We start from the raw sequence: 16,519 nt of genomic DNA, 5'->3' as shown, positions 1-16,519 counted from the left end.
CCTATCTTTAGAGGAAAAAAGTCTTATTTATACGGGAAACTATCAAATAAGATAAAGCTTTTAATGCTAGGCGTTTCATGCAAATGCTTTCGTAACCTATTGCTCTTTTAATACTTTTTATTTATTAGCTAAATCATCTTGTTGCATCCTCTTCAGCAAATGAAAGCGTCTCTTCGTAAGTTTCTAATTTCAACAACGCTAACACTTCCATACTCATTCCAAGCCTTTTCTTTGGAAGTCGTAGTCCCTAATGGAACTTATGATGGGAACCTTAGAGAAACGTTCCCCTATACGATTACATCCAATCCTGAAGGAACAACGGCAATACTGTCAGGAAATTTAAATCTTTTAAATCTTGATAACTCCATGGTAGCAACGCCTTCAAGTTGCTTTTTCAACTCTGCAGGATCCATGACAATTGTGGGGAGAAACCACAATCTAACCTTTACAAACCTTCGCACGTCGGCAAACGGTGCTGCCCTAAGCTCTATTCCTACAACAACTCCTGAATCGTTCCCTTATACGATTAAAGGAGTGAACACCCTCTCCTTTTCTAACTGCCTAGCCCTAATGGCCCGCACAACAACGGCGCCAAATACGACAACTCCTGTAAATCCAAACGGAGGGGCGTTCTACTCCAAAGCTCCTGTATTTCTAGAGAATATTCAGAATGTGCTATTTAAAAATAACAGGGCTGCTGATAGCGGCGGTGGCCTATGGGTAGAAACAGCTGGGATTAGCAATATCAAAAAATCCATGCAGTTCCTTAGCAACGTCGGAGCCAACGGTGGCGCTATCAACGCGTCTAAAAGCCTAGATGTTACGCAATGTCCTTCGATTCTCTTCAGATCTAACTCTGCTGAGAAACTCGGAGGAGCTATCCAAGCTGTTGATCCTGCAACAACAAATCAAGTAAATACTGCCGTCAGATTCTCCGAAAATGGCTCAGTACAATTTGATGCCAATAATGCGAAATCTGGCGGAGCGATTTATTCGAAAGGGAACGTCGATTTCTCAAATAATGCGCAATTGCTGATACAGAATAACTCCGCATCTCCTGAAGTCGCTAATACTAATGAAGTATTAGGACAAGGTGGGGCGATTTTCTGTGTACAACAGACTCCTACTCAACCGCCGCCGCCACCACCACCTACAACGAATCCTGTCTTCTCAGGATTAACTATAACCAATCAAAAAGATATCCTCTTTGCAAATAACTTTGCCGCAACTGCAGGCGGAGCGATTTATGGAGAAAAGGTCAGCATTACCTCCTCAGGGAAAACGATGTTTACAAACAACATCGCTAAAGATGGCGGAGCTATCTACATTCCTGAAAATGGAGAGCTCACCTTATCTGCTGACTACGGCGATATGATTTTCTATGAAAATCTAAAAAAAGATGACGCTACTGTCACAAGAAACGCTGTTACCTTAGCAAAAGGAGCAACGATTAAGTTACTAGCAGCTTCTGGGGATCATAAACTCTGTTTCTACGATCCTATTGTGACTACACTTCCAGAAACAGCTCCTACTAATGACAAGACTCTAACGATCAACCAAGATAAAACATCCTCCACCCCTTTTACTAACTATATTGGAACCCTCCTATTTTCAGGAGCTTATGTAGATAGCCAAAGCGCTAGCACTACAGCGAATTTTGAATCCACTATCTATCAAAAAGTCATCTTAGGTGGCGGGAAGCTTGTTCTAGCAGATAAAGCCAGCCTATCTGTAGCTTCCTTTACTCAGGAAACAGATTCTATTCTTTTAATGGATAATGGAACTACTCTAGCAATTACAGAGCATTCCCATCAAACACCAGCAGCTGGTGGGGGTGGCGGAGGCGGAGGAACCCCCACTCAGGAAGCCAATACTGATGGAGTTATTTCCTTAACAAATCTTCATGTCAATATCAGCTCGCTTACGGAACAAGGTGAGGGGGCGAAACTTGAAACAAAAAATACAGATGGGACGATAACTTTAACTGGGCATGTATCCTTAGACGATGTTTCAGGAACTGCTTACGAGAATCACGATCTTTTCAATAAAGATACCGTCACGATAAATCTGCTTTCTCTTTCTACAGCAGGAGATAGTAAAACGACGATCAATGGTTTGGACCTCACTCTTAGAGGAGACGCAGAACCTCAATACGGTTACCAAGGATCATGGCAACTGGCTTGGGAAAATGGAGCTGATGCCAATAAACAGAAAATCCTAAAAGCTACATGGACAAAAACAGGATTCACTCCTAATCCTGAGCGTCAAGCATCTTTAGTTCCTAATAGCTTATGGGGAGCATTCATCGACCTACGTTCTATGAATGCCTTAGCGACAGCAAGCTGTGACGGCTTCGGTTATGGTAAGGGATTGTGGGTAGCTGGGATTTCCAATATCTTCCACCATGATCGCAATAGCGTATCCCATGGTTTCCGTCGTATTAGCGGTGGTTATGTTATTGGAGCCAATTCACAAACAGTAACGGATTCTGTATTTGGAGTGGCCTTCTCCCAGATATTTGCTAAGTCTAAAGACTATGTTGTCTCCTCAGCAAAATCACAAGCTATAGCAGGTAGCGCTTACCTATCGGTAAAACGTCAGTTAAGCAACACGATATTCTCATCCTTCGCTGCAAGAATTAACTACAGCCATACTAACGAGGATATGAAAACACGCTATACCTTCATTCCTGAAAAAGATGGCAATTGGGATAATAACTGCTGGTTAGGAGAAATAGGCGGAAGCTTACCTATTGTTTTACAAATTACTAAATTACATCTAAATCAAATCATTCCTTTTATGAATGTTCAGCTTGGCTATGCTGAGCATGGATCGTTTAAAGAAAAACTTGCAGAAGCACGCTCCTTCTGTTCTTCTCGTTTGATTAACTTAGCGGTTCCTGTTGGATTTAAAATTGATAGGCGTTCCCACTCCCATCCGGATTTTTACAGCCTAGCTATATCCTACATTCCCGATGTATGGCGAAGGAATCCAGGATGTAACACTTTATTGCTCGCAAATGGAGTCCGTTGGAAAACGCCAGCAACTAATCTAAATAGACATGGTTTATTGATGCAAGGATCCACACATACAGCTGTGCTCAGTAATATTGAGATCTTTAGCCATGGTAGTTGCGAATTACGTAGCTCCTCACGCAACTACAATATAAATGTAGGAAGTAAAATTCGATTCTAAATACTACTAACGATAGGGTTGAGGCATGCCTCTTTCTTTAAGATCTTCTTCTTTTTGCTTTTTGGCTTGCTTATGCAGCTCGGGGGTTTCTGCCCAAACCATAAATCAAGCGAAGCTTAAGCCTCCTTTATATGATATAGGAGAAGCTTTCTACCTGACTTCGAATTGTTTCTTTGAAGATACCTACGGAGCAAAGTTCCCCACATCTTTCTTAGGATCGAGCACAAACTTCACGGTATTTGGAAGAAATCGCTCGTTAATCTTTGTGCAAAGTCATGCTCCTGTAAAAGAAGGGGCAGCGTTAATCTCTGCTGTAGATAGTCTGAAATTAACAGATCTTTCTAAGCTTGTTCTTAATGAAAACATCTCTACAGGAAAGAATGGTCTTATCTCAGGGAAAAATATCGCAATTACTTCCTCAAAATCCCTGGTAATTACAAATAACAGAGCTCCCTATACTCCTGTAGTCACTAGCGTGACTACACCTACTGCCTCAACTACAGTAAACTGTTTTTGCGGTTCTGCTATTCATACAGAAACTAACTTAAACATTACGAAAATTCGAGATAACATCTCCTTCAATAGCAACTCGGCAAACTTCGGAGCTGCCCTCCTCAATAAAACAGATGCTACATGTACTATTGAAAACAACGCTGCAGCGATCTCTTTCTGTCAAAACTTTGCTGCTTGCGGTGGAGGCGCTATTTATGACGGAACGATCAGCATTAAGAATAACTCAGGGCGCATTACCCTAGAAGGAAACACCGCAGCAAATGGATTGCTAACAACTACTCCCAATCCTAATGTAGTTATCGCTGCAGGTTGTGGAGGCGCAATTTGCGCACCCACAAAGTCGGTAACCTTCGCTAATAATTCTGGCATTTGCAATATAAGTTATAACCTTGCTGAACAAGACGGCGGGGCAATTTATACAACAACATGCGATCTTGCAACGCATGCTCCTACATATTTCAATAAAAATGCTGCCACAAGATATGGCGGAGCAATTTGCGCAAAAGCTCTCACAATAAATGCTCATGGCCCTACCATATTCGTCAGCAACAGAGCTGAAAAAGGTGGAGCGATTTACGTTGCCTCTACTGTTGGAGATACTACAGCAGGCCCAGATTCAACGTTAAGCTTATCCACAAGTTCTGGAGATATGGTGTTTGTCGGCAATATGCTCGATAGCCGCCCAGGAACACGTAATGCTATCCAAATTGAAGGCGATGGTAAAATCACTTCCCTAAACGCTACGGGATTATCGAGCATTATCTTCCATGATCCTATTGCAAACCCAGGTCCTACAACTGTTACAACTTTAGATACCATCACGATCAATTCTTCGGGATGTTCTGGATCAGTAAAATTCACATCAGAGACGCTATCCATATCAGAACAGTTAAATCCTGATAACTCCACAACTTCCCTATTTGGAAAAGTTGTTATTGAAGATGGTCAGCTTGTTGTCACCAATAAAGCCAAAGTCAATGTTCTTGGCTTGACTGCAGAGACCGGAAGGCTAACTTTAGGTTCCGGAGCCGCTATTGGGATGCTAACAACTACAAACAATCAGCCTCCTTCAGAAAACTTCGTCATTAAAAAATTAGGTTTTGATGTTAAGTCTTACCTAAATCCCAATTACGCTACAGCTACTGTCACAACGACTAATACTAAGACGATTACATTAGAAGGTCCTTTAGATCTTGTTTCTGAGGATAATGAAGAGCTCTATGATAATCCCCTATTGGTGAATGCACTATCTATTCCTATAGCGACTTTCACCAGTAATAATGGTAATCCAACGACAACTAGCTTTACTACTGGTGATCTTGCTGTCTCCAAACATTACGGCTATCAAGGCGTATGGTCTTCCACATGGACAATACCCCTATTAGCTCCTACACCTAACGGAGGGATCCCTTCAGGAACAAATAACCGTACTCTCTATGTTGCATGGAGACCAGATCCTGCGTATCGTGCTCCCTATGTTTTAGCTCCTGAACGTCGCGGAGAACTCGTATCCAACACCCTATGGACCTCCTTCTTAGCAACGCAGACTTTTGCAGAAGCGTTAGAAGAAACTTTCCTTTCTGAACAAGAAGGAGTTCTTATTTCTGCAAAAGCTCTCGGCAGTTATGTCCGTCATCCTATGAAAAAGACTCATGAAGGATTTAAAGGGCAATTCGGAGGTTATCAAGCCTCTCTTGGTATCCATTATCCTGATGATGCTTCTGTAGGCTTAGCTTTCGGTCAGCTATACGGACAAGTAGAGAGCAAACCTTACGATGCACAAAGCACAGAGCAAATCAGCTTAGTTGCTTTCTTCGGGAAATTCCCTATTGCTACAGAAAATACTGTAACGAACATCTCCTGGGAAGCCTCCTACGGTTATGCAGTAAACCGTATGAAAACAAATTACCTAAACGCTATCACGCAAAAAACGCGACAGTCGAAAGGACGTTGGCATAACAATACCTACTATGCTTCCGTATCTGTAGAACATCCGTTCTTAACATGGTGCATGCTTACACGTAACATTGCCCATGATCTTGAGCTGTCAGGATTTATATCTGCAGAGTTTATGGGTGGATGGCAAAATGCCTTTTCTGAACAAGGTGCGCTACCACGTGGTTTTTCTAGAGGCCGAGGACATAACATTACTCTACCTATAGGATTTACTTCTGAATGGGGCACACCATTTAAAAAGGCACCTTCAATGCTTACATTGAAACTTGCCTATAAACCTGATGTTTATAGAGTAAACCCTCATAACGTAGTCACGATCTTAGCAAACGGAGAAAAAACTCCTATCACAGGAGCACAAATCCCTCGTCATGGATTCTACCTACAAGTGCATGACAGTGTAGAACTCTCACGACATGCTACAGGGTTCGTTGATTATGTATTTGATTCAAAAAGATCCTACGCAAGCCATCGCATAACGACAGGATTGCAAGGGAGATTTTAAACGCCTGTTGAGAGAAATTTTCTTTGCCCTAGGGAAATTTCTCTCTCTTTTTTTTCTTCTCCATTCGCTACTTTTTTCATTTATAAGCTACTAAAAATATCAGAAAAACTGGCTATTTTCCTCCAACCTATTGCTAGCAAAATAAACACCCTCAGCAGCCTCTGAACAAAGATCCAAACAATTGTAAAAGTTATTATCTTCTAAAATTTCAAAACAACATAGTGATCTATTTCATAAAATAAAAACGCATTCAATAATGAATAAAATATAATCTATGTATTCCCAAAATGTTGGATTATCTGTAGATTGTTTAGATAAATCCCCCATCCTGATTATACGAAACTCGAAATACTACGGGGGTTATGTTCATAATCTACATAAGTACCGAGAGAATGATATGGGATCTAAATTAACGAAATACTTAACCTCTGTAAGTCTTACTCTTGCATTATTTGGCAATGTATATGCTGATGATGCAACTCCAATAACGACACATCCAACAACTAAAGAAACCGATACAAAAATCGATACTCAAGCCGATATAAAAGTCGAAACTCAGACAGAAAAACCTGAAACTAAGACAGATCGCAAAGGTGATTTTGTAGCGAATATCTTTTGGCAATCTGCCTACGCTACAACATCTGGAATGAATATATCTAGAGTATGTTTGGACTCTTTAAATAATAACTCTTTCTATTTTGATATTGAAGGTGGTGCTTTAGGCCTCTGCCTTTATCAAAAAAATATGGCCGAGAAAGCAGGCTTCCATATGGATGGTGCGGGATACTACACAGAGCTCTCTGTCGGGTCGCCTTCCTTTTATAAACTTGGTTTTAAGTTTGCTTCGCAAAAAACCAATGCTAAGGCCAATATCGGTCATGACGAAGTAGCATCAGATTACCTATCCTTCGGAAGTTACTGGGAAGTCCATCTCTTTAAAGGGAAATTTATCCTAGCAGGAAACGGTCTCTATTCTCGTGGTTTGCATTATTTAAACCATACGCACCGCAAACTTTTAGGAGCTTGCTGTGCTTCATTCGAAAGTCAAACAATAGGAAGTGCTCTTTCCTTTTACTTCCCCTTAAAAGCTATTAAAAATGATCGTCTAACTGTCATGCCATTTTTCCGCCTTCAGGCTGTTCTTTCAAGACATGATCCATTCACAGAACAAGGCGCTCGTGTACGCACTTTCTCAGGCTCTCCAAAATTCGATGAGTTTCTTGATACTAGCCTGCCTTTCGGATTGCATAGTCAGTTAGCTTTTCACGGACGTTTCCCATCAATTTGGGAATTAGAAGTTGCCTATAAGCCTTCAACTCAACGTCAACTCCCTGTAGTAAGTTCCAAATTAGTTGCAGATGATGGAACTTGGGTTTCTACCCCTACAAATGTGAGCCGCCGTGCTGTTTCTGTAAATCTTAGAAACGAAACACAAGTACTCAAATATCTCAACATGCATGTAGACTATCAATGTGATTTATCCTCATCTACACGCAGCCATTACCTGCTCGCTGGAGGAAAACTCTCTTTCTAAAATCACTAAGATAGGTTTTAGGAGGTTCTCAATCTCGCAGTGTATTTTTAACTCTTTAAAATACATCACCCTAAAAGGTTTGTTTTATTCAAAACAAACCTTTTTCATTTATCACGCACTCTTAAAGATCAGCGTCTATAACTTCTAGACAAAGATAGAAGAAGTCCTTTATAGGGGAAAAAATCATATCACAACTACATTTTTTAAATATGTTCCCTAGGTCTCTTCTCTGCTCTCTGATCCTATCTGCTTGTGTTCAAAGCATTATCTATAGTGAAGACATTAAAATCCCTGAAGAGATCTCTAAGCTACTTTCTGCTCTTGATTTTCCATTAACACGCGTAAATCAAGATGATTTCGAGAAGAACTACGGATTACTGCACAACGCCGCTCAAAATATTGTTATCGCCAACGATAAGCAACCTAAAATGTTTATATGCAAATTGAATACAACCGATGGCGGTGTGATCAATTGTCGCTCTTGTAGTCTTATAAACAATACCCAACCTATTTTCTTTGGAGATAACAAATCAACCTTGTGTGGTGGAGCAATCTATTCTGCTGAAAGCGTAATCCTATCAAAAAACTCTCGTATCATTTTTTATCAAAACACCACTCTCAATCAAACAAATAGCTCTAGTGGTACTGGCGGTGCTATACAAGCGAAAAATTTTGAAGCTTCCCTTAACAAAGAGACACTTTTTTCCTCCAATTTAACTAAAGTAAAAGGAGGAGCCATTGCCTCTACGGAAATGTGCAGGTTCTTTAATAATTCTGCATCCATACACTTCGATAATAATAGAACTACCAATGCAGACAGCTTTGGAGGAGCGATTTCTGCAGTCTCTTGTGAATTTGCCCGCAATCGTGGAAAAATTACATTTAGTGAGAATAAATCTGGAAAAGGCGGGGCGATTTGTTCTACAACCTCGACAAGAATTGTTGATAATCAGGCGCCTATCACCTTTTCTCATAATGTTGCTTCTAACACCAGTAACCAAGGAAATGGGGGAGCAATTAATAGCCCAACTATTGTCATCGAAAACAATAAACAACCTGTGCTATTTTCTGGAAACTCCTCGGCTCATGCTGGAGGCGCTCTCTCCTATCAACACCTCACTATCCAAAATAACGGGCCTGTCTACTTTCTAAATAATACTTCTTGCTGGGGAGCTGCATGTTATGGACAAACAAATAACGGAACTACCACCATATCTGCAGATTATGGCGATGTAATTTTTGATAACAATATTGCGATAGATAGAATGGGGGTTTGGAGATCCGCTATGCATTTCAGCTCGAACCACTCCCTATCTTTAGGGGCTTCCAGCAACCAACATATCTATCTCTTTGATAGAATGAACACTGGCGGTCTATCCTCTTTTATCATTAATCCTGAAGATAAACATACAGGAGCGGTAGTATTCTCAGCAGCGAGCACTCAATTAAAGCTAGCTAATCAGAGCATCAAAAATCTTCAAATTAGCTATAAGGGTGAACTCACAATTAAACACGGCATTGTCTCTGTAGAAGATGGCGCTATACTATGGCTATATAAATTCACTCCCGAAGATAATACGCATCTCTGTTTAGGAAGTCGTGCGATCATGCAAACCCAAGAAAACAGCAGTTCGCAAAAAGACAGTAACTTACAATTAAAAAATGTTGCCATTCTCCTTACAGACATTTTAAAACCTGATAGTAGCCCACCTACTGTTTGGATTTACCCAGGAGGCTCCGGAGGCAACTATACTGAAAATACTGACGCAAGGATTTCGATATCGGGATCCCTATCTTTATGGAATAAAAATTATAGCGATCCCTATGATAGTGTAGACCTTTCCCAACCCATAGATAGAATTCCCCTCTTACACCTCTCTGAACCAGCAAATAACTCTGTAACCATTGATGATTTCGATGTTCAGGCAATAAATGCGCATAAGCATTATGGCCATCAAGGCATTTGGACTCCTTATTGGGAAGAGGTCTCCTCACCTTCGATAACCTCATCGTTAGAGACAACAAACTCAAAACATCGCTACCTTTATGCTAACTGGACGCCTACAGGCTATGTAGTCAACCCTCAACATCGTGGAGACCTTGTTGCCAATACCCTCAGACAAACTGCTCGCAATGCCATGGCTTTTTACCCAGCATTGATAAACGACTCTACGTCTTTTTACCTAGAGGGTAACGGATTAGCATCACATACCCGTCAAAGAAATCAAAATGAAATTTTAGGATTTTCTTCACGATCTTTAGGCTATGGCGGAGAATGTCTTTTCTCCTCAAAAACTCAGCACAAGTTCTTACTCACATTCTCACAACTCATTGGGAAAATAAAAGAACATACATCTAACAATAAAGTTAGCTCACATAGCTACCTGTTAGGTGCAACTTTGCAAACACCCCAGTTTAACGACTATCTTATAACTACAGCCTCCTTAGGCTATGGTTATGGGGACCATCATATGCAAAGTTTTTATGCACAAAATAAAACATCAGAAACACAATTTAGCGACCATGTCCTAAGCGCACGTATAGGCTGTTATACAAAACTTCCTCTTTTGAATCACCACGTTACACCCTTCATTCAATTGGCTGGGGTACGGGCAAAACAAACGCAAATCAATGAAACTGGAGATTTTTCTAGAAAATTCTCTAACCAACATCCGTTGGTTTCTCTCACCTTGCCCGTAGGAATTCTGGCTTCTTGGCATGCAGACTCCTACGTACCCAGTGTCTGGGAATTCGAACTTGCCTACCAACCTTTAGTGTATGAACAAAAACCCAAAGTCCTAATAACACTGCTGGCAAGCAATGGATCTTGGATATCTTCGGGAACTGCTGTAGCACGACATAATTTACACGTTGAAGGAAGAAACTCTGCTTATCTATTTCATAATATAGTTGCTTTCTTGAACTACCATCTGGACCTCTCTTCATCTACAACGTCTCATTATATAAATGCTGGAAGTCGCGTGGTATTTTAATAAAATTATAAATTGAGAAAACTCACATGAAACATAAGTTTATTTACAATCTTATTTTCTCAATATCCTTAGCCTATTTTTATAATATAGATGCTAGAGAAGTAGTTCTTCTGGCTCCCCTACCTTCTGAGAATTCCCTCTACATCCCTCAATCTCTAGAGTTTCTCTTACAGAAAACTAACTTGACAGGACAAACGCAATCTTCAGAATCGTTATCACTAAAGAATTACGAAGATATATTTGCTATTTCCCAAATGACTACTGATTCAGAAGGAGCAAGTGTAAAATGTAGTAACTTATACATTCAAGATACGCAAGGTCACATTATCCTGATAGGCAATATATCACCACGTTCAGGAACGGGAATCTACACTAATCGTGATTTAGAGATTTCCAATAGCAATCAAGTGATTGTTTTCTCAAATAATCTCGCGCGCAGCACAGCACTTGACCAAAATCGTTCACTTGATGGCGGCACTATAAACTCCCGATTTCTCGATATCAAAAATAATAACGCTCCGATATATTTCCTTAGAAACGCCGCCTATTCAAAAGGTGGCGCGATCATGTCAGGAGAGAGATTTGATTTATCCGGCAATAAGTCCTCTTGTATTTTTTGCGACAACGCAACCTTAGCTGTTGATAGTCAAGGAGGAGCCTTACGAGCCCAAGACTTCAACTGCATCAACAACTTAGGAGATATCGTATTCAACAACAATCAATCCAAAAGTGGCGGGGCTCTCTCTGTAAATACTACATGTCTATTCTCAGAGAATCAGGGAAACCTCATCTTTAAAAATAATAGAACCATGTCTATGCACGATGGTAATGGTGGAGCTATCGATGCAAAAAATACCGCTATAGCAAATAATAAAGGAATCATATCGTTCCACAATAACTCTTCCTCATATCGAGGAGGAGCTATTAAAGGCGCGGTATGCACGATTTACAATAATAACGATATTTTCTTCACAAATAACTCTGCTCAGGAGGGAGGCGCTATACTGATAGCAGGCGGGGGTTGTAGCCTCACACTATCTGCAGATAAGGGAAATATTGTTTTCAATAACAACCTATCCATATCCCCAAATAAAATCTACAGGAATGCTGTCTGCATAGCAAGCGACGCTGATTTTGTTGTCGGAGCTAAATTAGGACAACATATCCTTTTTTATGATCCTATTGAACATGATCACAACGCAACAAATCCTATGCTCATCAATCCCGATGTTGAGGATCACGGTTGTGTGATCTTTTCAGGAGCTACTGTCGATAGCCACTTAAAGACAGAGAATAACCTATTCTCAAAATGCAAAAACACCATCGAACTTAAAAACGGTGTATTAGCCATTGAAAATGATGCGGGGCTTGCCACTTATAAATTTATACAAACTGGAGGCCTGGTTTGTTTAGGATCGGGAGGGACACTAACAACAAGAGAAAAGGACAATAATAAAAATTCCACTCTTCAATTAACTAATCTTGGATTAATTCTCCCTCAATTAATTACAAGTAAAGCAGAAACAGCAAAATTGTGGATCTACCCATCCGCAACAGGAAATACTTTTCAAGAAAATACCCTCGCATCCATCACTGTTTCTGGCGACCTGATACTCACAAACGAAGAAGGCCATAGTCCCTATGATGATGTAAATCTCTCTCGTGGGATTACACGTGTACCTTTCCTATATCTTTGCGATAACGCTACAAAAGTCATTGATGTTGCTTCTTTAAATATTGAAGCCATCAATGATCATCTCCATTATGGCTATCAAGGGGTTTGGTCTCCTTATTGGGAAGAATATACAACCACACCCGATACGACTTCAGCACTCACAGCAAATACTTCCCATCGCGTACTCTATGCAGACTGGACCCCAACAGGTTATATTCCTAATCCAGAGTATCGTGGCGATCTCGTCGCTAATGCCCTCTGGCAAGCCGCATATAACACAATCACGGGTTTACATGGCTTCACCCCCCCCCCCAACAGAAGCTCTCTAGAAGTGGCTGGTGGTGGGTCAGGAGCCTATGTCTCGCAGAAAACTCGCAATGCAAAACCTGGATTTGAGCTATTTTCTAAAGGCTATGCTACTCAAGCTTCACGTTCTACAGAAACAAACCGTAGCTTCGCATTAAGCTTCTCTCAGTTCTATAGTGAAATCAAAGAGTCAGAGTCAAAAGACAAAGTCTCTGCAAATTGTTACTTTGCTGGAGCACAGCTGCAAATCCCTTGGTTTTATGAAAATCTCCTTACGTCAGCATCTTTGGGTTATGCGTATTCTCAAAACCATGTAAAAACAAAAAATCAAACAACAAACGCCTTATCCGAAGGAGATTTCCACAGCCATACTCTAGGAAGTGAGCTTCGCTGTATGTTCCGTGAACGAGCTATTTTGAATTTACAATTCCGTCCTTTCATCAAAACTTTGTGGGTACGGTCTACTCAAGGAAGCTTCACAGAAACAGGAAAAAACAGCCGCAATTTTAAAACAAAAGATCCTCTCATCAATATGACTTTGCCCTTGGGAATCTATGGCTACGCGGAACACGAGGTATATTTAAAAACGAGTTGGGAAATGCAACTTGCCTATACGCCGACTATCTACAGACAAAAACCTAAGATCAACACAACACGCATTGTAAGCAACGGCTCGTGGATCACATCAGGGACTCCTGTTAATCGTCATGCTTTCTCTATCTCGATAAAAAATACGACAAGTTTAAATAGGATGAGCCTAAGTATCAACTACCACGGAGACTTTTCAAAATCTACACTGTGTAACTTTCTAAATATCACAGGTGAAATCAAATTTTAGACTGAGAAAATACGTAAGGTGATGTTTTTCAAACAATAGGACTTATTGACTATCTCCTCTAAGTCCTAGAATTAAAAAAACACATTACCTAGCAACTCTGCCTATCTTTGTTTTATAAAAATCTAGACAATCCCAGAGTACTTCACGTATAGGGGCAGCTAGTGTGATCTCAGATCTTTGTTATCCCAGTATGCATCCCTACGCCTATCCATTAGTATGTTTAATTAGCCTGAGTATTTGCGCACAGCCACTCGACTGTTTCGCCAAAGAAAAGAAACCCTATTCTTTCCATAAAATTCCTGAAAGTGGTTCTGCTTGCACAGAGTCAAACTTCTATACTGGAGAGCTTCATAATCAAAATGCCGATGTAGACATTACCGGAAGAAAGTATCTTTGCATTAACAATCAATATTATAGAGAGAACGGAGGAGCCTTTACTGTTAGATCTCTGAACATCACGAAGAACCTTGGACCTATAGTGTTTAGAGAAAATGTCTCTAATGACAACGGTGGAGCTATTTTCTCAACAAATTGCAACATCACATACAATAAACAAGACTGCTGTTTCGTTAACAACATGGCCAATGTCATTATCGATTTGCTCGCATCTCGCTCTGGTGGCGCCATTAAAAGTGCCAACCTTGTAATTTCTAATAATGTCGGACGTTGTCAATTTTTAAACAATACAGCTTCTCTATCGGGAGGAGCTATTTTAGCTGACAATGACATCAATATTACTCATAACTACGGCGACATAATTTTAAGGAATAACAAATGTTTAAAAGATCGGAGCCTAGGAGGAGCTCTACATAGTACGAACTGCTCTATTACCTCCAATCACGCTCCCATAAACTTTATAAGTAATCAATCCGGTGGTGGTGGTGCTATCTATGCAACAAGAACGTGCACGATCTCTTATAATTCCGAAACTATAACATTCTTAAATAACTGTAGTTTAGATCAATTATATGACTCTTCAAGTAACTGGAGAGCTGGAGGAGGAGTTATTTACTGCTCTTCTTGCTCGATTACGAATAATCCTAAAGGCTTGATTTTTCAGAATAATTCGGCAAAACGTGATGCAGGCGTAATCTTTGCTCAAAATCTCACTATCAAAGATAATGGACCCATTTTATTTATAAACAACTCTGCGACATGGGGAGGAGCTCTTCAAAATCATGATAGGGGACAATTTTATCTATCCGCTGACTATGGAGACATCGTATTTAAAAGGAACTTTTGTATTAAATCTTGGGGATATACTAGAAATGCGCTCCACTCGACGCCTAACTTAAATCTACAAATAGGAGCACGGCAAGGCTATAGTATTAAATTTTATGACCCTATTGAAAATGAACATCCATTATCCTCTGTTCTTACATTTAATCCAGAAAGCTATCATCTAGGAACTGTATTATTTTCTGGTGCTGATGTATCTACAAATAATACTGATATTAATAATCTCCGGAGCAAAATGAGAAACGTATCAAAAATTGCTCATGGTGTACTCGCTGTTGAAGATAGAGCCGTATTAGCTATATATAAAATCACACAAGATGAAGGAACTCTACGCCTAGGAAATGGCGCCGTCATTACTACTATACAAAATGCTTCTAGCCCACAGACAACAGCTGGCTGTACGCTAGCACTCTCTAAACTCGCTTTAAATCTTCCTTCTATTTTAGCTAAAGGTGCTGAAGCTCCTAAAATCTGGGTCTATCCCACAGAAAGTGGCAATAACTACACCGAAGATCCCAACCCAACCATCACTCTTTCTGGAAATTTATCTCTATTAAACGATGATAACGAAGATCCCTACGACTCTTTAAATCTCTCTAGAGGGATTACACGTGTGCCTTTCCTATATCTTTGTGATAACGCCACAAAGAAAATTAACATTGATGCTCTAAATATCGAGGCAATCAACCAAAACGCTCATTATGGCTATCAAGGGATTTGGTCTCCCTATTGGGAAGAATACACGACCATAACCAACCCAACTTCAGTGCTAACAGCAAATACTTCCCATCGCCTGCTCTATGCAGATTGGACCCCAACAGGTTATATTCCTAATCCAGAGTATCGTGGCGATCTCGTCGCTAATGCCCTCTGGCAAGCCGCATATAACACAATCACAGGTTTACATAGCACCCCCCCCCCCCGAACTTCTTTAGGAGTGGCTGGAAGAGGGTCAGTAGCCTATGTTTTACAGAAGACTCGCAATGCCAAACCAGGGTTTGAACTATTCTCTAGAGGCTACTCTACGCAAGCCTCGCGTTCCACAGAGACAAATCATCATTTTGCATTAAGCTTCTCTCAATTCTACAGCGAAATCAAAGAGGCGAAGTCGCAAGACAAAGTTTCTGCCAATACTTACTTTGCAGGCGCACAAATACACATTCCTTGGTTTGATGAAAATCTCCTCACATCAGCATCTTTGGGTTATGCCTATTCTCATAACCATGTAAAAACAAAACATCACACTACAAACGCCTTATCCGAAGGAGACTTCCACAGCCATACGTTAGGAAGTGAGCTTTTCTGTAGGTTCCCCGAAGGTACTGTCTCGAATGTACAATTCCGTCCTTTCATTAAAGCTTTGGGTATTCATGCGATTCAAGAAAGCTTCACAGAAACCGGAAAAAACAGCCGCTATTTTCAAGCAAAAGATCCCTTCATTAATGTCACTTTACCTGTAGGAGTCTATGGCTATACAGAACACGAAATGCATCTAAAGACCTGCTGGGAAATGCAGCTTGCCTATACGCCGACTATCTACAGAAAAAAACCTAAGATCATCACGACAAGACTTGTAAGTAAAGGTAGGTGGATCACATCAGGAACACCTGTGGATCATCATGCCGTCTCCATCTCGGCAAAAAATACCACAACTTTAAATAGGATGAGCCTGAGCATTAACTACCGTGGAGATTTCTCAAAATCTACACTGTGTAACTTTCTAAACATCACGAGTGAAATCAATTTTTAGACTGAGAAAATAAGTACC

The 16,519-nt window shown here is 40.4% G+C and carries 6 protein-coding genes; all 6 read left to right on the top strand.

Annotated features, from left to right (window positions below; translation table 11 throughout):
- Positions 1 to 159 precede the first annotated feature (159 nt).
- The gene (locus tag CCA_RS01410; protein WP_011006247.1) at positions 160 to 3,195 is read left to right on the top strand and encodes a polymorphic outer membrane protein middle domain-containing protein; all 3,036 of its coding nucleotides are present in this window, start codon (positions 160 to 162) and stop codon (positions 3,193 to 3,195) included.
- 25 nt (positions 3,196 to 3,220) lie between these two features.
- Complete coding sequence (locus CCA_RS01405; RefSeq protein ID WP_011006246.1) at positions 3,221 to 6,166, top strand: polymorphic outer membrane protein middle domain-containing protein; 2,946 nt, start codon at positions 3,221 to 3,223, stop codon at positions 6,164 to 6,166.
- Between the two features lie 397 nt (positions 6,167 to 6,563).
- The gene (locus CCA_RS01400) at positions 6,564 to 7,700 is read left to right on the top strand and encodes an autotransporter outer membrane beta-barrel domain-containing protein (protein ID WP_011006244.1); all 1,137 of its coding nucleotides are present in this window, start codon (positions 6,564 to 6,566) and stop codon (positions 7,698 to 7,700) included.
- A gap of 209 nt (positions 7,701 to 7,909) precedes the next feature.
- Positions 7,910 to 10,693 (top strand): polymorphic outer membrane protein middle domain-containing protein, encoded by a 2,784-nt coding sequence (locus CCA_RS01395; RefSeq protein ID WP_011006243.1) that lies wholly within the window; start codon positions 7,910 to 7,912, stop codon positions 10,691 to 10,693.
- A gap of 26 nt (positions 10,694 to 10,719) precedes the next feature.
- Entirely contained in the window at positions 10,720 to 13,512 is a 2,793-nt protein-coding gene (locus tag CCA_RS01390) for a polymorphic outer membrane protein middle domain-containing protein (protein WP_011006242.1), read from the top strand.
- Positions 13,513 to 13,675: 163 nt separating this feature from the next.
- The gene (locus tag CCA_RS01385; RefSeq protein ID WP_011006241.1) at positions 13,676 to 16,501 is read left to right on the top strand and encodes a polymorphic outer membrane protein middle domain-containing protein; all 2,826 of its coding nucleotides are present in this window, start codon (positions 13,676 to 13,678) and stop codon (positions 16,499 to 16,501) included.
- The last annotated feature ends 18 nt before the right edge of the window (positions 16,502 to 16,519 follow it).

This window comes from Chlamydia caviae GPIC, assembly GCF_000007605.1.
GTDB classification, from domain to species: Bacteria; Chlamydiota; Chlamydiia; order Chlamydiales; family Chlamydiaceae; genus Chlamydia; species Chlamydia caviae.
This window is presented reverse-complemented; position numbering and strand designations above follow the sequence as displayed.

Excerpts from the sequence above, each read along its gene's own strand:
- CCA_RS01410 (WP_011006247.1), top strand. The coding sequence starts at position 160 with ATGAAAGCGTCTCTTCGTAAGTTTCTAATTTCAACAACGCTAACACTT.
- CCA_RS01405 (WP_011006246.1), top strand. The coding sequence starts at position 3,221 with ATGCCTCTTTCTTTAAGATCTTCTTCTTTTTGCTTTTTGGCTTGCTTA.
- CCA_RS01400 (WP_011006244.1), top strand. The coding sequence starts at position 6,564 with ATGGGATCTAAATTAACGAAATACTTAACCTCTGTAAGTCTTACTCTT.
- CCA_RS01395 (WP_011006243.1), top strand. The coding sequence starts at position 7,910 with ATGTTCCCTAGGTCTCTTCTCTGCTCTCTGATCCTATCTGCTTGTGTT.
- CCA_RS01390 (WP_011006242.1), top strand. The coding sequence starts at position 10,720 with ATGAAACATAAGTTTATTTACAATCTTATTTTCTCAATATCCTTAGCC.